Genomic DNA, 22,739 nt, shown 5'->3' with positions numbered 1-22,739 from the left:
CGATGACGAGGGTTCTGGTGGTCGACGACGAACCACAGATCGTCCGGGCCTTGCAAATCAATCTGAAGGCCCGGGGGTACGAGGTGCATCTGGCCGGCTCGGGTACGGCGGCGTTGAAGGTCGCGGCGCAGCTCCCGCCGGAGCTGGTGATCCTCGACCTCGGGTTGCCGGACTTCGACGGCGTCGACGTGATCCGCGGCCTGCGCGGATGGACCGAGGCGCCGATCCTGGTGCTGTCCGGGCGGACCGACCAGACGGACAAGGTCGAGGCGCTGGACGCCGGCGCCGACGACTACGTGACCAAGCCGTTCGGGATCGACGAGCTGCTCGCCCGAATGCGCGCCGTACTCCGGCGCAGCAACCTCTCCCAGGACCAGCCGGTCGTCACCGTCGGCGGCGCGTCGGTCGACCTGGCTGCCAAGCGAGTCACGTTGGAGAACGGCGAGGACGTCCGGCTCACTCCCACCGAGTGGCACCTGCTCGAGGTGCTCGTCCGGCATCCCGGCAAGCTGATGTCCCAACGCCAGTTGCTCACGGAGGTCTGGGGCCCCGGCTACGAGACGGCGAGCGGCAACCTTCGCTTCTACATGGGCCAACTCCGCCGCAAACTGGAGCCCGACCCGGCCCGCCCCAAACACCTCCTCACCGAACCAGGAATGGGCTACCGCTTCGAACCGTGATCCTGGTGCCAGCCCACGCCTGGCGGCTCGTGTCTGTTTTGTTCAAGACTTTGTCTGTGGGGTGCGCCAGGGTGGGGGTATGGACATCTTCGGTGCGGGACGGGATTTCGTACGGCGGGAAGCGCGGTTGCTGGAGTCGCGGGTGTTTGCGGCTGTGTTCGAGGGGGCGGACTCGGGTGGGGTCGTGGACGCGTTGCGCGGTTACCAGAACGCCGACGGTGGGTTCGGGCATGGGCTCGAGCCGGACAAGCGTTGCCCGGACAGTTTGCCGCTCGACGTGCAGGTCGCGTTTGAGACGCTGCTGACGGCGGGTGCGCGAGACGAGGAGATGATCCGGCGCGCCGTCGACTGGCTGCAGTCGATCGCGACGCCTGACGGTGCGGTTCCGCTGTGCGGCCCGGCCGTCGAGGGCTACCCGCGGGCCGAGCACATCAGCGAGTGGACCTACGAGCCGAGCCTCAACCCGACGGCCGGTCTGGTCGGGCAGCTCTACCAGTTCGGCTTCGAGCACCCGTGGCGGGACAAGGCCGCCGCGTGGTGTGCCGCCGAACTCGCGAAGGGCTTCCCGGAGGACGCGCACGGGATGCACGTCTCGATGGAGTTCCTCGAGCACACCGACGGCGTCGACCTGGACCAGGTCCGCGACTGGCTGCCGAAGCTCAACTGGTACCGCGCCGACGCCGCGGACCCGACGTACGGCGTCACCCCGCTGCACTTCGCGCCGACGCCGGACAGCTTCTGGCGCCCGCTCTTCGACGACGCCCAGATCGAGGCCCACCTCGACCGCCTGATCGCCGACCAGCAACCCGACGGCGGCTGGGCCCTGACCTGGGAACCCCCAAGCCAGACCGCCACCCTCGAGTACCGCGGCCGCGTCACCATCGCCGCCCTCCGAACCCTGAAGGCCTACAACCGGCTCTGACAGGATGTGCGTTCGGCTCTGAAGATCGACCGTTCACCGATGACCGGTTGCGAGTGAGTGGCGACTCTGGGTGAGATCGAAGGGAACACCCCGTTTCCGCCCAGACGAAGGTGGTCTCATGCGTCGTCTCAAACAGCTCGTCGCCGCTCTGGCTCTGCTCGCGATTCCGCTCACTCCCACCGCCTCGGCCTCGCTGTCGCCTGACTGGATCGGCAGCTGGGCCGTCGCCGTCACTCCACCCGGTACGTCGGGTCTCTCGGCGACCGGTGTCACCGACACGACCCTGCGGCAAGTGGCTCACCTGAGCATCGGTGGCTCGGAGCTGCGGCTGCGGTTGTCCAACGTCTACGGCACGTCCCCGCTCGTCGTCGGCAAGGTGACGCTGACGCCGCGGGACGACGATCTCGCCGGTACGCCGACAGTCGAGTCGGCCAAGCTGGTCCCGGTGCTGTTCGGCGGCCAGCCCTCCGTCACGATCCCGGTAGGTGCTGAGTGGGTGTCCGACCCGGTGCACGTCGTCGTACCGGATGACACCGACCTGGTGATCAGCACGTACTTCCCCGGTCCAACGGGCCCGCTGACCCAACACCCGGCCGGCTACGCGACGGGCTTCCGGGCCACCGGTGACCAGACCGGCGGCGACGGGTCGCAGTACCAGGCGATCTCCGGGATGGCCCGCTACATCGTCGAAGGTGTCGACGTGCGGAGTCGGGTGCGTGGCTCGGTCGTGCTGTTCGGCGACTCGATCACCGACGGCGTGGTGTCGCCGATCGACCAGAACCTGCGGTACCCGGACCAGTTGGCCGATCGGTTGCTGGCCCAACCGGCGTACCGCGAGCTCGGCGTCCTCAACGCCGGGATCAGCGGCAACCGCCTGCTCAACAACGCCGGTACGGCGGGGGACTCGACGCTGGCGCGGTTCGACCGGGACGTGATCGGGCAGGCCGGTGTGCAGACCGTCGTACTGCTGGAAGGCATCAACGACATCGGTGGCAGCCGCGGCGCGGTCGAGCCGGCTGCGCTGATCGCGGTGCACCGGCAGTTCATCGAGCGGGCGCACCAGGCCGGGCTGAAGGTGATCGGCGCGACGCTGACGCCGTACGAGGGCGCCGGTTACTACACGCCCGAGGGTGAAGCGGACCGGCAGGCGCTCAACCACTGGATCCGGACGTCCGGTGAGTACGACGCCGTCGTCGACTTCGACCAGGCGGTCCGCGACCCGGCGGCGCCGTCCAAGATGCTGCCGGCGTACGACGTCGGCGACCACCTGCACCCGAACGCCGAGGGCTTCAAGGCGATGGCAAACGCCTTCGACCTCAAGGAGTTCTAGCCCGCTTCCGCGGGATGTTCGACCTGGCGATCGCCCCACTGCGTGAGCAGACCGCGGGCGATCTCCAGGTCCTCCCGCAGCGATCGGTCGGTGAGATCACCCGGCAACGAGGCCAGCGCGTCGGCCAACCACGGCGCGACCGCAGCCGGCGCGAGGTCGTCAGGCGTCAAGCCTGCAAGGCGAATCGCTCGCACAGCGGTGACCAGCTCACTCGCCAGCACCTCACGGAGCGCGTCGAGGAGCTGAGCCGTGAGTACGGCGGCCTGTGGCGCGAAGCTGGCGTGGTGCTCGGCGCCGCGCGACAGCGTCGCGGTACCGAGAGTCGCGGGCTGTGCGGCCGATCGGACGGCGGCGAGTGCGTCGTGGGCGACGTACTCGATCATCATCACGCCCGAACTCGCCTCCGCGCCGCTGGCCAGGAACCGGCTCAGCCCGGTGAACTCCGGGTCGACCAGGTTCGCGACGCGGGACGTCGACAAGGTCGCGACGCTGTGGAGGCTCAGCCGCAGTGAGTCGAGGGCGAGCGCGATCGGCATCGCGTGCCAGTTGCCGTTGTGCAGCACGGTGTCGCCGGCCACCAGCGGGTTCTCGGCGGAGGCGTTGATGTCGATCCGGAGACTGTTGCCAAGCGCATCGACATGGTCGACGGCCGGTCCGAGTACCTGGGCGAAAGCTCTGAGGCCGAACGGATCCTGGACGCGGGCCGGTGCGATCGGCAGGTCGTCGAGCAGTAGGCGCATCCGGCGTGCGACCCGGACCTGGCCCGGCTGCGGGCGGGCTTCGTGGACGCGGACGTCGTACACCTCGGCGTTGCCGCGCAGGGCGACGTGCGACAGGGCGCCGACCAGCGGTACGACGTTGATCAGCGTGGCGGCCTCGACGTACGCGAGGCAACACTCGGCCAAGGTGAGCGCGTTGCTGGAGAGCAGGGGCAGTGCGCTGGTCCCGTCCACGACGGCGCCGAGGGCGAGACCCAGCTCGGCCAGCGGACCCAGATCGCCGGTCCCGATCGCGCCGCCGCGGTGCAGGTCGGGCAGCTCGTCGTCGTTGAGGAGCGCGACGATCGCGTCGGCGACCTCGGGCTCGAGCCCGGATCCGCCGGACGCGAGCTGGTTGACCCGGATCAGCAGCCCGAGCCGGACCACGTCCTTCGGGTACGACGTCGTACCGGTGGTGGAATGGGATCCGAGCAACCGGGCGCCGTGCTCGGGGTCGGAGGTCAGCACATCCCGGTTGGCGCCGACTCCCGTGGTCCGCCCGTACACCGGCCGCCGCTGAGCAACCTCGGCCACCGCGAGTGCCGACTCGTGCATCCGCTTTCGCGCGACGTCACCCAACCGCACCGCAGTCCGCCGCTGACCCAACGCCACGGCCTCCAACGGGGTCAATCCGACACCCAGAATCTCCACCGGCTCCACAGTCCTCAGTGTGAGCCGCGACACCACCGTTGGGCAGCAACCCGGCCGAGGTCACCGTCTCGGATCCGAGACCCTCCCCGAACCCCGGACATGCAACGGGGACCTCGGACATCAGGTCAGATGTCCGAGGTCCCCGCAAGATGTCCGGGGTTTACGACTTGCCGTAGCGCTTCTTGAACTTCTCGACCCGGCCCTGGGTGTCCATCACGCGCTGCTGACCCGTATAGAACGGGTGCGTCGCGGCCGAGATCTCGACGTCGACGACCGGGTAGGTGTTCCCGTCGTGCCAGACGATGGTCTCGTTGCTCTCGCGCGTCGAACCGGTGAGGAAGCTGAAGTCGCCGGACTTGTCCCGGAAGACGACCCGGCGGTAGTCGGGGTGGATGTCCTTCTTCATGCTGCAGTACTTCCTTCCAGATAAGGGGCGAACGGGTCGGTCAGCGGGTGGACCGCTTCGTCCGCACGCAGGACACAACCATCCAGACGCTCGCGTAATTCCCGGACGTCCAGCCCGACCCCGGTGATGGACAGGTACGACGCCCGGTCGCCGTGATCCGGGTGCCACTCGAGGGCCGACCGGGCCTGGTGCTGCTGCCCGACCCCGGGCCAGCGGTCGGCCGGGAGGTCGGCCAGCCACGGGCCGAGCACGCCGATCGCGATATTCGTGCCGAAGCTGTCCCAGCTCAGGCGGTTGCGGTGCTGGGTGGCGATCCACACTGTCCCGCGGCCGCGCGCCGTACCGGCGACCAGGTCCTCCAAGGCGTCGTACAGCCGCTCCGGGTGGAACGGGCGATCCGCCTGCCACACCAGCGTCCGCACCGGTCCGCTCTCGGTCGTCGCGCAGATCGAGCCGGGCTCGGTCCAGGTCTCGGCGGCGTCCGGATCGTGCAGCCGTACGCCGAGCAACCCGGCCGGACTGGTCCGGACCAGAAGTTGTGGATTGATCGCCTGGGTGAGCGCCCGGACGGTCTCGTCGTCGCTGCTGAGCACGGCTGCGTTCGCGTACTCGAGCTGGCGGGCGACCACCTCCGCGATCGCACGGCTGTCCTCGGCGGCGGTCGGGATCCCGCGGTCCTGGATCAGCTGGTCGCCGGTGAGATCGTCGATCACGCTGCCGGTGTCGACCGTTGTGACGACCGCGTCCACCCGGAGCTCGCCGCCGGCGTCGCGGGCGATCTCCTCGGCGACCGCCTGGGTGTCTCCGGCTCCGGGCACCGACACGACTGCGGCGTCGTACCTCTCCACCGCCGCGATGCTGACCAGCAGGGTGACCAGGGAGCCGCGCATCGCGCAGGAGACGCACGGGTGGCTCATCTGGATCACCTCGCGGTCGATCACGCCGCCGGCAGTCCGGGCGATCCGTACGACGGACCCGTCGGCCAGACCGCTGACGTCGTACTCGACCAGTACGCCGCGCGAGCCGGCGGCGGCCAGCAGGTTGCCCGCCACCGCGCCGCGGAACCGCTCGTCGATCCCCGTGAGCAAGGTCACCGGCAGCATCCATACTCCCTTATTGAAAATGATTACCAGTACAATGTACACTGAGGACCGCAGTTGAGGAAAGGAACCCCAGCATGGCCAAGCGCAACGACCTCCGCCCGATCGTCAAGCTCCGCAGTACGGCGGGCACCGGCTTCACCTACGTAACGCGCAAGAACCGGCGGAACAATCCCGACCGCCTGGTGATGCGCAAGTACGACCCCGCCGTCCGGCAGCACGTGGACTTCCGCGAAGAGCGCTGATGGCGAAGACCAGCAAGATCGCCAAGAACGAGCAGCGCAAACGGACCGTCGCCCGGTACGCCGGGCGCCGGGCCGAGCTGAAGCGGATCATCGCCGACCCGCAGTCGTCGTTCGAGGACCGCGGCGCGGCACAGCTCGCGCTGCAGAAGCTCCCGCGGGACGCGAGCCCGATCCGGGTCCGCAACCGCGACGTCGCCGACGGCCGGCCCCGCGGCTACCTGCGCAAGGCAGGCATCTCCCGCGTCCGCTTCCGCGCGATGGCCCACCGCGGCGAACTCCCCGGCATCACCAAGTCCTCCTGGTAGTGCCCCACCGCGACGTGGATGCCGCGGCCCGGGCGTACGACGGCCCTCCCCGAAGTCAGGTGGCTTCGCGGAGGGCCGCTGTACGTGGTCGATCACTGCCAGAAGCGGACCCGGTGGTCGGTGATGAAGTCGGTTCTGGTGGCGCCGGTCGGGGTGAGGGACTGGACGGTCCGGTCGTCCGGGCGGGTGCGCGGCCAGGGGGTGGTGCCGGTGCGGGCGAAGTCGGCCCAGGTGGTGATCAGGTGGTCGGCGTACTGCTGCTGTGGCGGCTCGAGGACGTCCAGGTCGAAGAAGTAGGCGACATCGCTCAGGTGGTGCGAGCCGACGGGCCAGTCCGGCTTGGGCGCTCCGGCGTACCAGGGCGCCTCGCCGGCGAACTCGATCGCGTACGTCGGCATGCGCGTCGACAGCAGGCGGTTGGTCTTTGCCGCCGGGGTGGACCAGTGCGAGTCGGTCATGACCGTGGCGAGGGCGCGGCCGGCGGGGCGGACGTCGGCGTACTCGGCGAGGATCTTGTCGGCCTCGGAGCCGAAGGTGTCGCGTACGGCGGTCTCGTAGTCCGCCTGCGTGATCGGCTGGCCGAAGACCTCCTGAGCGCCGTACCGACCGGACTCCTCGTCGTGGTTGACGGCGTGCAGGACCGGCACCTTGTTGACCATCCGCTCGGCCGGGTGGTGTGGGAGGACCCGCCCACCGAGCACCGGGCCGAACTCGGCGGCCTCGGTCGCTGCGAGCAGCCGGTCGGCGGGGATGCTGCGGAGGCAGGCTGCGGTCTTGCAGTTGAGGTCGGTCGCCAGACGGCGGCTGTAGTCGTAGGCGACTGACCGCGGTCTCGGGGCTGCGTAGTTGATCGCGGAGTACTCCTGCGCACAGGGACCGCTCTGGATGATGGCCCGATCGAAGAGGCCGGCCGCGGTCGGGGACGCGAGGTGATCGCAGACGCTGTACGCGCCGGCCGACTCACCCATCAGAGTCACGTTCCGGGGGTCGCCTCCGAAGTCGGCGGCGTTCTTCCGGACCCATCGCAGCGCGGCCTGCTGGTCCTCGAGTCCGTAGTTACCGGAGTCGCTGCCCAACAGCGGGCTGGCGAGGAAGCCGAACGCACCCAGCCGGTATTGCACCTGCACCACGACGACGTCACCGCGAGCTGCGAACCTGTTCGGCCCGTACAGACTGTTCGCGCCGTTCGTGAAGCTGCCCCCGTGAATCCAGACGATCACTGGACGCTTCTTCCCACTCTTGCTCGGCGTTGTCACGTCCAGATACAGGCAGTCTTCATTGGCGCTCGCCACGCCGACGGGGTGCTCGGGTTGGGCGCAACTGTTCGCGTACTCCGTGGCGTCACGCACACCCGTCCACGGCTCTACAGGCCGCGGCGACCGCCATCGCTCGGCCGGAGCGGCATAGGGGATACCTCGAAAGGTGCGGACGTCGTCCTGCACTATCCCGCGAATCAACCCACCTTCCGTCCCGACCACCTCACCGCCAGCGGCGGCCGCAGTCCCCACACCCACAACCCCCAGGGCAACCGCCCCCACCACAGCCACCAACCCACGAACCACGACGCTCCTCCTCCTGTATGACGGCAGACCCAACCCTTTCGCCCACAGCCCGCCCACACAGTCAGCCCACGTCCCCATAAGAGGTGGTGCTAGCCCCACTAAGTTGTGGGCTTCGAACGGAGGTGAGAGCTGCCAGCGTGGGGAATCAGCCGTGGAGGCGGCGGGTGAGGGCGGTTGCGGCTTGGCGGGTTCGGTGGGCTAGGAGGCGGCGGTCGGTGGGGGGTACGGCGTCGGTGCGGAAGGTGACGCTGATGGCGGCGACTGGGTGGCCTGCGTGGTCGACCGCGGCGCTCGCCACGGACGAGAAGCCTGGGCTGATGAAGGAGTCCTCGACCGCAAAACCCTGGCGTTTCTCGTCGGCGAGGAGGCGGCGCAGTTGGGTGAGCGTTTGCGGTCCGACGTCAGTCCGCCGTACGAAGCTCTCCGGGCCAGGGAACAGCGCCCGAACCTGAGCCGGCGGCAACTCCGCCAGCAGAGCACGACCAGAGGCAGTCAGCGTCGCAGGCAACCGCACGCCGACGTCCGTCACCAGCGTGACCGGGCGCGGCGGCTGCTCCTTCAGGAGGTAGACGAGCTCCCGCCCATGCAGTACGCCGAGATGCGCGGTCTGCCCCACCTCCGCCACCAACTGAACGAGCAGAGGCCGAGCCAACCGCTCCAGCGGATCATGCCGCAGGTACGCCGACCCGATCTCGAACGCCGCCACCCCCAGCCCGTACCGCTTCTCCTCGGGCAGGTGTACGACGAACCCCTCGTCGATCATTGCTCGCAGCAAGTGGTACGTCGACGAGCGCGGCAGGCCGACCGCGGAGGCGATGCGCTCCATCGGCACCGGTCCGGGCTGGGTGGCCAGGAACGTCAGGACCCGCAGCGTCCGGGTCGAGGCGGGAACGTTGCCGCTCACAACGGCAGCGTAGCCGCGAAGTCTCAGATTCCGGACGATTCCCGGGACTTGGCGCGGCTGCGGCGCAGCCACTGCCGGACTCCCTCGCCGGCCAGCGCGATCCCGAACAGGCCGCCGGTGATCGCCCAGTCGATGTCCTGGTCGTCGCCGGAGGTGAGGATGCCGACCACCACCGCGAGGATGCCGAAGAACGTGAGGGACACAACGATTCGAGTCACAGAGCCTTCTCCGCGGTCCAGGCGCTCGACGACACTTCGTAGCCGAGCCAGGTGTTCACTGCGAGCATCGGGGCGTTCCCCGCGTCGTTGCCGGTGTACGCAACGACGAAGCCCGCGTCCCGGGCCCGCGCCAGCGCGGCCGACTTCACCGCCTTCGCCAGACCGCGGCCGCGCGCGGACGGAACGGTGCCGGTCAGGTTCGACCAGGTCACCTTCCGCTCTGGGTCGGCCGTCGTCGTGACGAACGACAACACTGTGTCGCCGTCGAGGACGGCGAAACTGAGATCGCGCCGCAGATCCGGGTGTCCCCAGTCGACGGCCAGCCATTCGTCGTACGGCAGCGAGAACGACAGCCCGCTCGGATCGCCGCCGGTGACCGCCGTGACCGCCTGCCACAGCTCTCGCGGATCGACCTGGTCGTAGTCGGCCAGGCGCAGCCCCGCAGGTGCGGCAGCCGGCGGCGGTACGGCGCTCAGATCGGCTCGGGAGTGGGACATCCGGCGACCGATGGTGAACCCGTGCCGGGTCGCGAACTGCTTCGACTCGGCCTCGTCCGCGACGACGACCAGCAGTGCGGTGGCGCCCGCCTTGACCGCTTCGGCACCGACCGCCTCGGTCAGCGCGCCGCCGATGCCACGCCTTCGCACCGCCGGCGGGACCTCCACGGCGATCCGGACCCGTGGGCCTCGCTCGTCGGGGTCGGGGAGGTAGACGGTCCCGAAACCGGCCACGTCTCGGCCGTCGTCAGCGACCAGCATCACCTGGCTCTTGCCGGTTCGCAGCTGGGCCTCGATCCCGCGGGCTGTCTTGACCAGTTGCGGCATCGTGGCTGCCCAGACCCGGGCGATTCCGGCCGCGTCCTCCGGCCTCGCCGGCCGGATCTCGAACACCATTCCTTCACTCTATGTGTCGGGCGGTCCATCAGCGTGTCTCAGATCCGAGACAGAAAGTGCCTGGCGCTGCTGTCGGTTGTCCGTGCCGCGCGGTGGAATGAACGGGTGGATGAGCAGAACGAGGTAGTCGTCGGCGTCGGGCCGCTGACCGCGGCCGACGTCGTGGCGGTGGCACGGCACGGGGCCCGGGTGCGGATCGGCGACCAGGCGCTCGAGGAGATCGCGAAGTCGCGGGCCGCGATCGACGCCCTCGCGCACGCGGACACTCCGCACTACGGGGTCTCGACCGGTTTCGGCGCCCTCGCGACCCGGCACATCGCGCCGGAGTTGCGGGCGCAACTGCAGCGCAGCCTGGTCCGGTCGCACGCAGCCGGTTCCGGCCCTGAGGTGGAGACCGAGGTCGTCCGCGCCCTCGCGTTGCTTCGGTTGTCGACGCTCGCGACCGGCCGCACCGGCGTGAAGGTCGAGACGGCCCAGGCGTACGCCGGTCTGCTCAACGCCAACCTGACTCCGGTGGTGCACGAGTACGGCAGCCTCGGCTGTTCCGGTGACCTCGCGCCGCTGTCCCACGTCGCGCTCGCCGTGATGGGTGAGGGCTTCGTACGAGATGCCGAAGGCAACCTCCTGGACGCCGGCGACGCACTGCGGGCCCATGGCCTGACCCCCGTCGTACTCGCGGAGAAGGAAGGTCTCGCGCTGATCAACGGCACCGACGGCATGCTCGGCATGCTGGTGCTCGCGCTGGCCGACCTCGACCGCCTGTTCAAGACCGCCGACCTGGCCGCCGCGATGAGCGTCGAGGCGCAGCTCGGCACCGATCGGGTGTTCGCGGACGATCTGCAGGCACTGCGGCCGCATCCCGGTCAGCGCTCTGCCGCGGCGAACCTGCGCGCGATCCTCGCCGACAGCGCGATCGTCGCGAGCCACCGCGGTCCCGAGTGCAACCGCGTCCAGGACGCCTACTCGCTGCGCTGTTCGCCGCAGGTGCACGGCGCCGCCCGCGACACCGCGGCGCACGCTGCCACGGTCGCCGACCACGAGCTCGCCGCCGCGATCGACAACCCGGTCGTTCTGCCGGACGGGCGGGTCGAGTCGAACGGCAACTTCCACGGTGCCCCGGTCGGGTACGTGCTCGACTTCCTCGCGATCGCTGTCGCGGACCTGGCCGGCATCAGCGAGCGCCGTACCGACCGCTTCCTCGATGTCGCCCGGAACCACGGGCTGAACGCGTTCCTGGCCGACGACCCCGGGGTGGACAGCGGTCACATGATCGCGCAGTACACGCAGGCCGCGATCGTGTCCGAGCTCAAGCGGCTCGCCGTACCGGCCAGTGTGGACTCCATCCCGAGCAGTGCGATGCAGGAGGACCACGTCTCGATGGGCTGGTCGGCCGCACGCAAGCTGCGCAAGGCGATCGACGGGCTGCAGCGGGTGCTCGCGATCGAGATCCTGACCGCCGCGCGGGCGCTCGACCTGCGCGCGCCGCTGACCCCGGCGCCGGCCACCGCCGCCGTCCGGGCCGCCCTCCGGGAGTACGTCGAGGGGCCCGGCACCGACCGGCACCTCGCCCCCGAGATCGAGCACTCCGTCCGCCTCGTTGCTGACGGCACCTATATCCAAGCGACCGAGGCCGTCACCGGCCCGCTCTCCTAGAAAGGCTGGATCACCCATGTCCGGACCCCGTCCCGTGCGCGCACCCCGCGGTACCACCCTGACCGCCCGCGGCTGGCAGCAGGAGGCCGCACTGCGGATGCTGCAGAACAACCTCGACCCCGAGGTTGCCGAGCACCCCGACGAGCTGGTCGTGTACGGCGGATCCGGGAAGGCGGCCCGGGACTGGAACTCGTTCGACGCGATGGTCCGGACGCTGACCACGCTGAAGGACGACGAGACCATGCTGGTGCAGTCCGGCCGTCCGGTCGGCGTGATGCAGACGCACGAGTGGGCGCCGCGGGTGCTGATCGCGAACTCCAACCTGGTCGGCGACTGGGCCACCTGGGAGGAGTTCCGCAAGCTGGAGGCGATGGGGCTGACGATGTACGGCCAGATGACGGCCGGCTCGTGGATCTACATCGGTACCCAGGGCATCCTGCAGGGCACTTATGAGACGTTCGGCGCGGTGGCCGAGAAGAAGTTCGGCGGCTCGCTCGCCGGCACCATCACGCTGACCGCCGGGCTCGGCGGTATGGGCGGTGCGCAGCCGCTCGCTGTCACGATGAACGACGGTGTGGCGATCTGCATCGACGTCGACTCCTCCCGGATCGACCGGCGGATCGAGCACCGGTACCTCGATGTCCGCGCCGACTCGCTGGACGAGGCGCTGCGGTTGGCCGAGGAGGCCAAGAAGGCTCGGCGTCCGCTGTCGATCGGTGTCCTGGGCAACGCCGCGGTGATCGTGCCGGAGCTGCTGGAGCTGGGCGCGCCGATCGACATCGTCACCGACCAGACCTCGGCGCACGACCCCCTGATGTATCTGCCGGTCGGGATCGAGTTCGACGACTGGGCGACCGCCCGGGAGAAGGACCCGGCCGGCTTCACCGAGCGCGCGCAGGCCTCGATGGCCCGGCACGTCGCCGCGATGGTCGGCTTCCAGGACGCGGGCGCCGAGGTGTTCGACTACGGCAACTCGATCCGTGACGAGGCCCGCAAGGCCGGGTACTCGCGTGCGTTCGAGTTCCCCGGCTTCGTGCCGGCGTACATCCGGCCCTTGTTCTGCGAGGGAAAGGGCCCGTTCCGGTGGGCGGCGCTGTCCGGCAATCCGGCCGACATCGCGAAGACCGACCAGGCCATCCTGGACCTGTTCCCGGACAACGACCACCTGACCCGGTGGATCAAGATGGCCGGTGAGCGGGTCGCGTACCAGGGCCTGCCGGCCCGGATCTGCTGGCTCGGCCAGGGCGAGCGGGACAAGGCCGGGGTCCGGTTCAACGAGATGGTTGCCGCGGGCGAGCTCGAGGCGCCGATCGTGATCGGCCGGGACCACCTGGACACCGGCAGCGTCGCGTCGCCGTACCGGGAGACCGAAGGAATGCTGGACGGCTCGGACGCGATCGCGGACTGGCCGTTGCTGAACGCGATGGTGAACGTGGCCAGCGGCGCGTCGTGGGTGTCGATCCACCACGGCGGCGGCGTCGGCATCGGCCGGTCCATCCACGCCGGTCAGGTGTCGGTTGCCGATGGCACCGATCTTGCAAGGCAGAAGCTGGAGCGGGTGCTCACCAACGACCCGGCGATGGGTGTCATCCGGCACGTCGACGCCGGTTACGACAAGGCGGCAGAGGTTGCGGCCGCACGGGGAGTCAGAGTTCCGATGCAGGAGGTCTGATCGCAGAGTGCGACCGTGGCATTGTCTATTGTTACGGTGCACTTTCCCGGGAATGAGAATCGCGTGGCTTCGGTCTCTCGTTCCGCTAGGGTCGATCGGGCGACCGACGACGAGCGCGAAGGGGCGCCATGATCGAGTTCGAGGACGTCACCAAGCGGTATCCGGACGGCACCGTCGCCGTCGACAAACTGTCCCTGCGGATCCCGAGCAATCAGATCACCGTGTTCGTCGGGCCGTCGGGCTGCGGCAAGACCACGTCGTTGCGGATGATCAACCGCACCATCGAGCGGACCAGCGGAACGATCTCGATCGACGGCGAGGACATCAACGGCAAGGACCCGGTGACGCTTCGGCGCGGGATCGGGTACGTGATCCAGCACGCCGGCCTGTTCCCGCACAAGACGGTGGTGGACAACATCGCCACCGTGCCCAAGCTGCTCGGCTGGGACAAGCGCAAGACCCGGGCCACCGCGATGGAGTTGCTGGAGCGGGTCGGTCTGGACGTGAAGCTCGCCGAGCGGTATCCCGCCCAGCTGTCTGGTGGCCAGCAGCAACGAGTCGGCGTCGCGCGGGCGCTGGCGGCAGATCCGGCGATCATGCTGATGGACGAGCCGTTCAGCGCCGTCGACCCGATCGTCCGGCACCAGTTGCAGGAGGAGCTGCTCCGCCTGCAGCGCGACATCGGCAAGACGATCGTGTTCGTCACCCACGACATCGACGAGGCGATCAAGCTCGGCGACAACGTGGCAGTACTGCGGGTCGGCGGCAAGCTGGCCCAGTTCGCGCCGCCGTCCGACCTACTCGGACACCCGGTCGACGACTTCGTCCGCGGCTTCGTCGGGCAGGACCGCGGGTACCGCGCGCTCACCTTCGTCCACCCCGAAGACCTGCCGCTGAAGCCGTTGCCGCCGGACCTCGTGCTCGACGACGACGGCGTGCCGGTCGGCTGGCGCAACGACCACGAGATCCTGCCGGTCGGCGCCGTCTTCAAGCAGGGTGACTCGCTGCGTGCTGCGCTGGACGCCGTACTGACCTCACCGACCGGCTGGGGCGTCTGCGTCGACGACGACGGCAAGGCAGTCGGCGTCCTCGACCAGTCGATCGTCGCAGAGGCGCTCCGGTCATGAGCTGGATAGCCGACAACCTCGGGCTGATCTGGGAACAACTGCTCGAGCACATCTACCTGTCGATCGTGCCGGTCATTCTCGGGCTGCTGCTCTCGGTGCCGCTCGGGTACCTGGCGACCCGGTTCTCCTGGCTCGCGAACCCGCTGATCGCGTTCGGCGGCGTGCTGTACTCACTGCCCTCGATCGCGTTGTTCATCGTGCTGCCGGCGATCCTCGGCACCAAGGTGCTGTCCCCGGTCAACATCGTCGTGGCGCTGACCATCTACACGGTCTCCCTGCTGATTCGCAACGTGATCGACGGGCTGCGCTCCGTGCCGGTCGAGGTCAGGCAATCGGCGGTCGCGGTCGGGTACAGCCCCTTGCACCGACTGGTCGCGGTCGACCTGCCGATCGCCGTACCGGTGATCTTCGCGGGTCTGCGGGTGGTCACCGTCGCGAACATCTCGATGGTGAGCGTCGGCGCCGTGATCGGGATCGGCGGCCTCGGCGAGCTGTTCACGCTGGGCTTCCAGAAGGACTTCCTCACCCCGGTCGTGGTCGGTGTGGTGCTGTCGTTGCTGCTGGCGCTGGTGGCGGACCTGATCCTGGTCGGCCTGCAGCGATTGCTCACACCCTGGTCCCGTGTGATCTCCGCTCCGCCGGTGGAGGTGGCCTGACATGTGGGAATACCTGACCGACCCCTACAACTGGTCCGGGCCCGAAGGCATCTGGGCCAGGATCATCGAGCACATCTGGTACACGTTCGCCGCGCTCGGGCTCTCCGCGGCGATCGCGCTGCCGATCGGGCTGCGGATCGGGCACACCCGCCGGGGCGCGTTCCTGGCCATCAACCTCGGCAACGCGGCGCGGGCCCTGCCCAGCCTCGGCCTGCTGATGCTCGCGGTGCTGATCACTGACCAGATCGGCTTCCTGCCGGTGCTGATCGCGCTGGTCGCGCTCGGGATCCCGCCGATCCTGGCCTCCACGTACGCCGGTGTGTCCGGTGTCGATCCGGCCACGATCGACGCGGCCCGGGGAATGGGGATGACCGGACGCGAGATCCTGACCAAGGTGGAGATCCCGATCGCGATGCCGCTGATCATCTCCGGTCTGCGTGGCGCGACCCTGCAGATCGTCTCGACCGCGACGATCGCCGCACTCGTGTCACTCGGCGGCCTCGGCCGCTACGTGGTCGACGGGCTGAAGCTCCGCGACTTCCCGCAGATGTTCACCGGCGCCCTGCTGGTGGCCCTGCTCGCCATCCTGCTCGACGTGATGTTCGCCGTGGCCGGCCGGATCGCGGTGTCCGACGGGCTCAAGACCGACTGAACTGTCCGACGTACCTGATGAACTTGCCGAAGATCATCCGCCCCATCGAAACATCCGCCGGCAGCGGCCGGTGGCTGACGAGACACTGGAGGCTCTCGTGTTGAGATCCACGCTCATCCGTACTGCGATCGCCGGGGTGGCCGTGCTCGGCCTGGCCGGCTGTGGGGGTGGGGGCGATCAGCTGGGCGACAGCGATGCGGGTTCCTCGCCCGCACCCGACAAGGTCACCAGCCTCACCGTCGGGTCCGCCGACTTCTCCGAGAGCCAGCTGCTCGCGGAGATCTACGGCCAGGCGCTGGCGGCGAAGGGGATCGAGGTCAAGCAGAAGCCGAACATCGGCAACCGCGAGACCTACATGGCCGCGATCAAGGACGGCTCGGTCGACCTGCTGCCGGAGTACACCGGCGCCGCGCTGCATTACTTCAAGACCGACGCCACCGAGACCGAGGACCAGGCGACGTACGACGCGCTGAAGGCCTCGCTGCCGTCCGGGCTGGAGGTCCTGGAGAAGTCCCCGGCCGCCGACGAGGACACCATCGTGGTGACCAAGGCGACCGCGGACAAGTACAGCCTGAAGTCGCTGGCCGACCTGAAGCCGGTCGCCAAGGACATGGCCGCCGGCGGCAGCTCGGAGTTCAAGGTGCGGGACGCCGGGCTGAAGGGCCTGAAGGAGAAGTACGGCGTCGAGTTCGGCAAGGAGTACAAGACGCTGGACGCCGGTGGGCCGCTGAGCCTGAAGGCGCTGCTGGACAACCAGATCCAGGTGTCGAACTTCTTCACCACCCAGGCGTTGATCAAGGACAACAACCTGGTCCAGCTGGAGGACCCCGAGAACATCCTGCCGCCGAACAACATCGTTCCGCTGATCCGTACCGATCACAAGTCGGACGACGTCGCCACCACGCTGAACGCGGTCTCGGCGAAGCTGACCACGGATGCGCTGACCGAGATGGTGAAGCGGATCGACGTCGGCAAGGAGTCGCCGAACGCGGTCGCCAAGGACTGGCTGACGCAGAACCCGCTGTCTTGAGCTTCGAATCCCTGTGGGCGTCCCAGTCCGCCATCGGCCGGAACCCCGCCACCGGCGGCTACCACCGAGGCGGCTGGACCCCCACCGAACGCGAGGCGACGCACTGGTTCACCGACCAGTGCGCCGCCCGCAACCTCACCCTCGAATCCGACGGCATCGGCAACCTGATCGCCTGGTGGGGTCCGTCGGGTGAGCCTGGAGTGGTCACCGGCAGTCACCTCGACTCGGTCATCGATGGTGGTGCCTTCGACGGGCCGCTGGGTGTTGTGTCAGCGCTGGCTGCGGTGGATCTGTTGCGGGCCGAGGGTTTTGTGCCTTCGGTGCCCATCGGCATCGGCGCGTTTGTCGAGGAGGAAGGGTCGCGGTTCGGGATGCCTTGTTTGGGGTCTCGCGTTGCGGCGGGAGTGTTGCCGGCGTCGCGTGCACTTGCGTTGACGGACCGGGCGGGGGTTACGTTGGCGGCTGCTTTGGAGGAGGCGGGGATTGATCCGGCGGGAGTCGGCCCGTCGCCGCTGGTGCAGCGGATGGGGACGTTCGTCGAGTTGCACGTCGAGCAGGGGCGGGGGCTGACCGCGCCGGTCGGGGTGGCGAGCTCGATCTGGCCGCACGGGCGGTACCGGTTCACGTTCGGCGGTGAGGCGAACCACGCCGGCACCACGCTGATGGAGGACCGGCACGACCCGATGCTCACCTACGCGATGACCGCGCTGGCCGCCAACAAACAGGCCCGCCTGGCCGGCGCCCGTGCGACCTTCGGTCGGCTGTCCGTCGAGCCCAACGGCACCAACGCCGTGCCGTCGCAGGTCACTGCCTGGTTGGACGCCCGCGCCGCCGACCAGGCCACGCTGGAGTTGTTGCTCGCAGCAATCACCAAGCAAGCCACTGAACGCGCAGAACGAGACGGTACGACGCTGGAAGTCGTCCCCGAGTCCGTGTCGCCGATCGTCGACTTCCCAGCAGGTCTGCGCGACCGCCTCGTCGACGTACTCGACGGCGCGCCCGTCCTGCCGACCGGAGCCGGCCACGACGCCGGTGTGTTCTCGGCCGCCGGGATCCCGACCGCGATGTTGTTCGTGCGCAACCCGACCGGCATCTCGCACTCGCCGGTCGAGCACGCCGAGATGGACGACTGCCTGGCCGGCGTGGACGCGTTGGCCGCCGTACTGAAGGATCTCGCGACGTGACGTCGTACTGGTGCTCGCGCGCGCTGCTGCCGTCCGGGGTCGCCGAGCGGGTGCTGGTGACGATCGCCGACGGACGCTTCACCGCGGTCGAGGCGGACGCGGACCCGGGCGACGCGATCCGGCTGGACGGCCTCGTGCTCCCCGGCCTCGCGAACTGCCACAGTCACGCGTTCCACCGCGCCCTCCGCGGTCGCACGCAGACCGAGCGCGGCACGTTCTGGACCTGGCGCGAGCAGATGTACGCCGTCGCGTCGATGCTGACCCCGGAGTCGTACTACCGCCTGGCCCGCGCCGTGTACGGCGAGATGGTGCTGGCCGGGATCACCGCGGTCGGCGAGTTCCACTACCTGCACCACGCGCCGGGCGGACGCCGGTACGACGACCCGAACGCCATGGGTACGGCATTGATCGCGGCCGCCCGGGACGCCGGGATCCGGATCGCCTTGCTGGACACGTGTTACGTCGCCGGCGGGATCGACCAGCCGCTCAACTCGATCCAGCAACGCTTCAGCGACGGCGACGCCGCGGCCTGGTCCTCCCGAGTCGGCCTGCTGACCGGCGCCGACGATGTCGTGATCGGTACGGCGGCGCACTCGATCCGAGGTGTTCCGCACGAGCAACTCGGCGCGGTCGCGGCGGCACTGCCCGACGCGCCGTTACACATCCACTTGTCCGAGCAGGTCGGCGAGAACGCGGCCTGCCTGGACGCCTACGGTCGGACGCCGGCCCAGGTCCTCGATGAGACCGGGTTTCTCAGTGGCCGGACGAGCGCCGTCCACGCGACTCACCTCACCGACGTCGATGTGGGTCTGCTCGGCAACTCGGCGACGTACTCGTGCTTCTGCCCGACCACCGAGCGGGACCTTGCCGACGGCATCGGCCCGTCGTCGGCCTTGCGCGACGCCGGGTCGCCGTTGACGCTCGGGTCGGACAGTCATGCGGTGATCGACCTGTTCGAGGAGATGCGCGCGGTGGAGCTCGACGAACGGCTCGCCTCGCACGAGCGCGGCCACTGGTCCGCAGCCGAGCTGCTCAAGGCGGCGACGGTGGACGGGCACCGCTCACTCGGGTTCGACGACGCGGGGGTGATCGAGGTGGGCGCTCGCGCGGACCTGGTCGCCGTACGGCTGGACAGCGTCCGCACGGCGGGGACCGGAAACACCGTGGAGACAGCGGTTTTCGCCGCCTCGGCCGCCGACGTGACCGACGTGGTGGTAGGCGGCCAACAGGTAGTTGCGGAGGGCAATCACGTGACCTTGGACGTCGCTGGTGAGCTGGCCGCATCGATTGAGGCGGTGACTGAGTGACTGTGCATTTGGCCGGGCCTCCGGCGCCGGCGCGGTCATGGGGCTGGAACTCCCGGCCTTCCCTCGTCCCTCCAGTCGCTTCGCTCCCTCCACTCCTCAGTCCAGGCCGGGAGGCCCCATGACCTCGCTGGTGCTGACCGGTATCGGTTCGTTGGTGACGAACGATCCGGCGCGCGGTGGGCTGCTCGGTGAGGTGCGGGATGCGGCGCTGGTGATCGAGGGCGGCAAGGTCGCGTGGATCGGTGCCCGTCGTGAGGCGCCGGCCGCGGATCAGGCTGTCGATGTGGGTGGGCGGGCGGTGATCCCGGGGTTCGTCGACTCGCATGCGCACCTGGTGTTCGCCGGTGACCGGGCCGAGGAGTTCGCTGCCCGGATGACCGGTACGCCGTACTCCGCGGGCGGGATCCGGACCACGGTCGCGGCGACCCGGCAGGCCACGGACGAGGTGCTGACCGCCAACGTGGCGCGGCTGGTGACGGAGATGCGCCGGCAGGGTACGACGACGGTCGAGATCAAGTCCGGCTACGGGCTGACGGTCGCCGACGAGGCGCGCGGGTTGCGGATCGCGCGTCAGTTCACCGACGAGACGACGTACCTGGGGGCGCACGTCGTACCGGCTGAGTACGCCGAGGACCCGGCCGGCTACGTGTCGCTCGTGACCGGGCCGATGCTCGAGGCAACCGCGGAGCACGCCAAGTGGGTCGACGTCTTCGTCGAACGCGGCGCCTTCGACGGGGATCAGGCGCGGGCGATCCTGACCGCGGGTCAGGCGAAGGGCCTGCAGGCTCGGGTCCACGCCAACCAGCTCGGCGAAGGGCCGGGTGTCCAGCTGGCCTGTGAGGTCGGCGCGGCTGCGGCTGACCATTGCACCTATCTCACCGACGCCGACATCGACGGACTCGCCTCAACGGGCGTGGTCGCGGGGTTGCTTCCGGCGGTCGAGTTCTCCACGCGATCGCCGTACCCGGACGCCCGCCGGCTCATCGACGCCGGAGTGACCGTAGCCCTGGCCACCGACTGCAACCCGGGCTCCGGCTACTCCTCCTCCATGCCGCTCTGCATCGCCTTGGCCGTACGCGAAATGCACATGACCCCAGCCGAGGCCCTCTGGTCCGCAACCGCCGGCAGCGCCGCCTCCCTCCGTCGCACCGACATCGGCCACCTAACCCCCGGCACCCGCGCCGACCTAGCCGTCCTTGACGCCCCCTCCTACCTCCACCTCGCCTACCGCCCGGGTGTACCCCTGGTAACCCAAACCTTCCTGGGCGGCCGCCCGGTGTGAGGGCCGAACGTACCGCACTCACCAAGATCTGCGCCGCGCCTGGAGGCGGGCTTGCCGACGCGCTCAAGCCGCCCGGCGGAGGGCGTTGGTGAGTGGGGGACGTCCGGTGGCCCTTGCGACCGCGTCCACCACCCAGGTGCCGTCGTACATCACGTCTTCCCAGCTGAACCGGAGGATCGTCCAACCCCGGATGACCAGGTTGACGTTTCTCCTGCAGTCCTTGACCAACGCCCGGCGGGTGCCGTGATGCTCGAACCCCTCTGCCTCGAGACCGACGCGCAGTTGCGGGTTCGCCAAGTCGATCCGAGCTGAGAAGTCAGCGTCTGCGACCTTCCACTGGGGGACGAATCCTCCGAGCCCGTGCTCGATCAGCAGCGTCCGCAACGCGGATTCGAGGACTGACTCGGAGCGTCCGTCGGCCAAGGCGGCGGCCTGCCGGATGCGTCGTCGATGCGGTCCGCGCAACCTGGCGGCCGCATCGAACAACTCGTCCGGCTGGACGAGGCCAGTGTGCAGTGCCGAGTCCGCGACGGCGAGTGCATCGGCCAGTGGGAGAGTCCGAAAGCAGTCGAGCAGCGTTTGCAGTGGCGTGGTTACGTCGCCCAGGACCGGCACATTGGCCCAGTGCAAGACGCACGGGAGTCCCGTGCGCCGACGAACTCGACCAGGGGGCAACGTGACGTGCGGGAGGCGCGGTGGCGTGATCACGCCCAGGCCCCAGTGCTGCGCTGCGCTCAGGTGGGACACCACTCCACCCTGGCTGCGCGCGGCCACCAGCGCGGATGGCGCCGCCGGCAGTGCGTAAACGCCCTTGGCGACCCGGCGGATCTCGCCTGCGGTCAGTGCGTTCCGGATCGCCCGTGCCGAGACGACCGACCGAAGCTCGGCGAACGCCGCTGCACCACCGCGTCTGCCAAGGACCTCGACCACATCCGCCATGGCTCCAATGGTGACGGGATCCGCTCAGCCGCCGCGCCCGTTATCCACATGGGCGGACCGCCACCACTCACCAAGCTCCGCGTCGGAGCGCGCTGGGCTGGAGTTGAGCCTGCGAAAGGGCGCATCGGCGGTGATGGTGAGTGCTGGCGGTCCGGGCCCTACAGTCGCCGGACGTCGATCAGGGCGCGCAGCGGTAGCTCATGCCGCAGGCGGGCGTTGCCTAGGGCGTCGACTATGCAGGCGGCGCCTATCCAGTGGGCGCTGCAGTCTCGGATCAGGGCGCGGGTGGCTAGGGCGGTGGCGCCGGTGTCGGCCCAGTCGTCGACCATGAGGACGCGGTCGCCGGACTTGACCAGGCCGTGGCGGAAGCCGAAGACGACGTGGCGGTCCTGGTAGTCCGGTCCGGTGGTTCGCTGGACCCACCGATCGCTGTCCGTCGCCGGACCGCCGTCCTTGCGGATCTCGACGAACCCGACTCCCAGCGCCGCGGCCGTCAACGCGCCGAGCATCGACCCGCGTGACACCGGACCGACCACGACCGTCGGCGTCACGTCGTACAGGCGGGCCAGTGCGGGGCCCAGGTCACGCAGGAGCTCGGCGTCGCGCCACCAGCCGGTGACGTCGGCGTAGCTGCTTCAGGCGCCGCGATCCGTCCGCCAGACGAAGGTCTCGCGCAACCGCTCCTGCATGTTCATGAACCAAGGGTGACCGGTCTTCGACGCCCTCGCACCCGATTTAGTCGGTGGCGAGCTCCTTGGCGCAGAGCGCGGTGGTGGTGCCGTCGGGGCGACCGAGCTTGCCCACCTCGACGAAGTCGCGGCCGGCGTGGAAGGCCAGGCCGGCGATGTCGGGCGGGTCCGACTTGATGCCGCAGACCAGCCGATCGAACGGCTTGGCGGACCGCTCCACCGCGCGGTAGACCGCGGTCGCGATGCCCTGGCGCCGGTGCTGCTCGGCGACGACGATCCGGTCCAGGTGCAGGAAGCGGTCGGCGTACGTCTCGGTGAACCACTGGAACTCGAGGCCGTCGTGCGCGCACCCGGGGGCGAAGGTGAGGACGAAGGCGGCCACCTCGTCGTCGACCTCGACCACGGCGGCGTGCGCGGCGATCAGCCGCAGCCAGTCCAGCCGGTTCGGGCCGAGGGGTTCGACCCAGCCCTCCGAGGCGGCGTTCAGGGCAAGAACCGCGGCGTCGTCAGCGGAGGTCATGGGGCGGAGCTTCACCCTTCCACCATCCCACGGAAAGCCTTTGCCGCGGCAGGG

Annotated in this window: 24 protein-coding genes; 14 read left to right on the top strand and 10 right to left on the bottom strand. The window is 69.4% G+C overall.

Annotation, left to right across the window (positions count from 1 at the left end):
- Window positions 1-2 precede the first annotated feature (2 nt).
- The 3 genes from ACIBL3_RS01230 (at window position 3) to ACIBL3_RS01220 (ending at window position 2,932) form a co-directional block, all read left to right on the top strand.
- Entirely contained in the window at window positions 3-680 is a 678-nt protein-coding gene (locus ACIBL3_RS01230) for a response regulator (protein ID WP_396351141.1), read from the top strand.
- Window positions 681-759: 79 nt separating this feature from the next.
- Window positions 760-1,602: a hypothetical protein gene (locus ACIBL3_RS01225; protein WP_396351139.1), complete on the top strand. Its 843-nt coding sequence runs from the start codon at window positions 760-762 to the stop codon at window positions 1,600-1,602.
- Between the two features lie 118 nt (window positions 1,603-1,720).
- Complete coding sequence (locus ACIBL3_RS01220) at window positions 1,721-2,932, top strand: SGNH/GDSL hydrolase family protein (RefSeq protein WP_396351138.1); 1,212 nt, start codon at window positions 1,721-1,723, stop codon at window positions 2,930-2,932.
- Here the strand turns inward: ACIBL3_RS01220 and ACIBL3_RS01215 are convergent.
- From ACIBL3_RS01215 to ACIBL3_RS01205, 3 genes are all read right to left on the bottom strand, one after another.
- Window positions 2,929-4,341 (bottom strand): aromatic amino acid lyase, encoded by a 1,413-nt coding sequence (locus ACIBL3_RS01215; protein WP_396351137.1) that lies wholly within the window; start codon window positions 4,339-4,341, stop codon window positions 2,929-2,931. The genes ACIBL3_RS01220 and ACIBL3_RS01215 overlap by 4 nt on opposite strands.
- A gap of 160 nt (window positions 4,342-4,501) precedes the next feature.
- A complete protein-coding gene (locus tag ACIBL3_RS01210) occupies window positions 4,502-4,747 on the bottom strand; it encodes a type B 50S ribosomal protein L31 (protein WP_396351136.1) in 246 nt (81 codons plus the stop codon).
- Complete coding sequence (locus tag ACIBL3_RS01205; protein ID WP_396351135.1) at window positions 4,744-5,850, bottom strand: CobW family GTP-binding protein; 1,107 nt, start codon at window positions 5,848-5,850, stop codon at window positions 4,744-4,746. Before ACIBL3_RS01205 ends, ACIBL3_RS01210 begins: the two co-directional genes overlap by 4 nt.
- Before the next feature lie 74 nt (window positions 5,851-5,924).
- Between ACIBL3_RS01205 and rpmG the strand changes: the two genes are divergently transcribed.
- Window positions 5,925-6,092: a 50S ribosomal protein L33 gene (gene rpmG / locus ACIBL3_RS01200; protein ID WP_360449989.1), complete on the top strand. Its 168-nt coding sequence runs from the start codon at window positions 5,925-5,927 to the stop codon at window positions 6,090-6,092.
- Entirely contained in the window at window positions 6,092-6,397 is a 306-nt protein-coding gene (gene rpsN, locus ACIBL3_RS01195; RefSeq protein WP_396351134.1) for a 30S ribosomal protein S14, read from the top strand. The genes rpmG and rpsN overlap by 1 nt, the downstream gene beginning before the upstream one ends.
- 92 nt (window positions 6,398-6,489) lie before the next feature.
- On the opposite strand, the gene ACIBL3_RS01190 is transcribed toward rpsN, so the two are convergent.
- The 4 genes from ACIBL3_RS01190 to ACIBL3_RS01175 form a co-directional block, all read right to left on the bottom strand.
- A complete protein-coding gene (locus ACIBL3_RS01190) occupies window positions 6,490-8,037 on the bottom strand; it encodes a carboxylesterase/lipase family protein (RefSeq protein ID WP_396351133.1) in 1,548 nt (515 codons plus the stop codon).
- Between the two features lie 67 nt (window positions 8,038-8,104).
- Window positions 8,105-8,863, bottom strand: a complete 759-nt coding sequence (locus ACIBL3_RS01185; protein ID WP_396351132.1) for an IclR family transcriptional regulator — start codon at window positions 8,861-8,863, stop codon at window positions 8,105-8,107.
- Between the two features lie 23 nt (window positions 8,864-8,886).
- The gene (locus ACIBL3_RS01180; RefSeq protein WP_396351131.1) at window positions 8,887-9,081 is read right to left on the bottom strand and encodes a hypothetical protein; all 195 of its coding nucleotides are present in this window, start codon (window positions 9,079-9,081) and stop codon (window positions 8,887-8,889) included.
- Window positions 9,078-9,974, bottom strand: a complete 897-nt coding sequence (locus ACIBL3_RS01175; protein WP_396351130.1) for a GNAT family N-acetyltransferase — start codon at window positions 9,972-9,974, stop codon at window positions 9,078-9,080. The genes ACIBL3_RS01180 and ACIBL3_RS01175 overlap by 4 nt, the downstream gene beginning before the upstream one ends.
- Before the next feature lie 105 nt (window positions 9,975-10,079).
- On the opposite strand from ACIBL3_RS01175, the gene hutH reads away from it, so the two are divergent.
- From hutH to hutI, 9 genes are all read left to right on the top strand, one after another.
- A complete protein-coding gene (gene hutH, locus ACIBL3_RS01170; RefSeq protein WP_396351129.1) occupies window positions 10,080-11,627 on the top strand; it encodes a histidine ammonia-lyase in 1,548 nt (515 codons plus the stop codon).
- A 16-nt stretch (window positions 11,628-11,643) separates the two neighbouring features.
- Window positions 11,644-13,299, top strand: coding sequence for a urocanate hydratase (gene hutU, locus ACIBL3_RS01165; protein WP_396351128.1), 1,656 nt, complete (start codon window positions 11,644-11,646; stop codon window positions 13,297-13,299).
- A 128-nt stretch (window positions 13,300-13,427) separates the two neighbouring features.
- Window positions 13,428-14,426 carry an ABC transporter ATP-binding protein gene (locus tag ACIBL3_RS01160; protein WP_396351127.1) on the top strand — a complete coding sequence of 333 codons (999 nt, stop codon included), beginning with the start codon at window positions 13,428-13,430 and terminating at the stop codon, window positions 14,424-14,426.
- Complete coding sequence (locus tag ACIBL3_RS01155; protein ID WP_396351126.1) at window positions 14,423-15,082, top strand: ABC transporter permease; 660 nt, start codon at window positions 14,423-14,425, stop codon at window positions 15,080-15,082. The genes ACIBL3_RS01160 and ACIBL3_RS01155 overlap by 4 nt, the downstream gene beginning before the upstream one ends.
- Before the next feature lies 1 nt (window position 15,083).
- Complete coding sequence (locus tag ACIBL3_RS01150) at window positions 15,084-15,734, top strand: ABC transporter permease (protein ID WP_396351125.1); 651 nt, start codon at window positions 15,084-15,086, stop codon at window positions 15,732-15,734.
- A 97-nt stretch (window positions 15,735-15,831) separates the two neighbouring features.
- Complete coding sequence (locus tag ACIBL3_RS01145; RefSeq protein WP_396352291.1) at window positions 15,832-16,764, top strand: ABC transporter substrate-binding protein; 933 nt, start codon at window positions 15,832-15,834, stop codon at window positions 16,762-16,764.
- A complete protein-coding gene (locus ACIBL3_RS01140; protein WP_396351124.1) occupies window positions 16,761-17,948 on the top strand; it encodes an allantoate amidohydrolase in 1,188 nt (395 codons plus the stop codon). Before ACIBL3_RS01145 ends, ACIBL3_RS01140 begins: the two co-directional genes overlap by 4 nt.
- Window positions 17,945-19,255 carry a formimidoylglutamate deiminase gene (locus tag ACIBL3_RS01135; RefSeq protein ID WP_396351123.1) on the top strand — a complete coding sequence of 437 codons (1,311 nt, stop codon included), beginning with the start codon at window positions 17,945-17,947 and terminating at the stop codon, window positions 19,253-19,255. The genes ACIBL3_RS01140 and ACIBL3_RS01135 overlap by 4 nt, the downstream gene beginning before the upstream one ends.
- A 118-nt stretch (window positions 19,256-19,373) precedes the next feature.
- Complete coding sequence (gene hutI / locus ACIBL3_RS01130; protein ID WP_396351122.1) at window positions 19,374-20,537, top strand: imidazolonepropionase; 1,164 nt, start codon at window positions 19,374-19,376, stop codon at window positions 20,535-20,537.
- Window positions 20,538-20,600: 63 nt separating this feature from the next.
- Here hutI and ACIBL3_RS01125 read toward each other — a convergent pair whose 3' ends face one another.
- The 3 genes from ACIBL3_RS01125 to ACIBL3_RS01115 all read right to left on the bottom strand — a co-directional run bounded on the left by ACIBL3_RS01125 (window position 20,601) and on the right by ACIBL3_RS01115 (window position 22,685).
- The gene (locus ACIBL3_RS01125; RefSeq protein WP_396351121.1) at window positions 20,601-21,476 is read right to left on the bottom strand and encodes a DUF559 domain-containing protein; all 876 of its coding nucleotides are present in this window, start codon (window positions 21,474-21,476) and stop codon (window positions 20,601-20,603) included.
- A 158-nt stretch (window positions 21,477-21,634) separates the two neighbouring features.
- Window positions 21,635-22,027 carry a phosphoribosyltransferase family protein gene (locus tag ACIBL3_RS01120; protein WP_396351120.1) on the bottom strand — a complete coding sequence of 131 codons (393 nt, stop codon included), beginning with the start codon at window positions 22,025-22,027 and terminating at the stop codon, window positions 21,635-21,637.
- 184 nt (window positions 22,028-22,211) lie between these two features.
- Window positions 22,212-22,685 carry a GNAT family N-acetyltransferase gene (locus ACIBL3_RS01115; protein ID WP_396351119.1) on the bottom strand — a complete coding sequence of 158 codons (474 nt, stop codon included), beginning with the start codon at window positions 22,683-22,685 and terminating at the stop codon, window positions 22,212-22,214.
- Window positions 22,686-22,739: the final 54 nt, after the last annotated feature.

The organism is Kribbella sp. NPDC050124 (genome assembly GCF_044460355.1).
GTDB lineage: Bacteria > Actinomycetota > Actinomycetes > Propionibacteriales > Kribbellaceae > Kribbella.
This window is presented reverse-complemented; position numbering and strand designations above follow the sequence as displayed.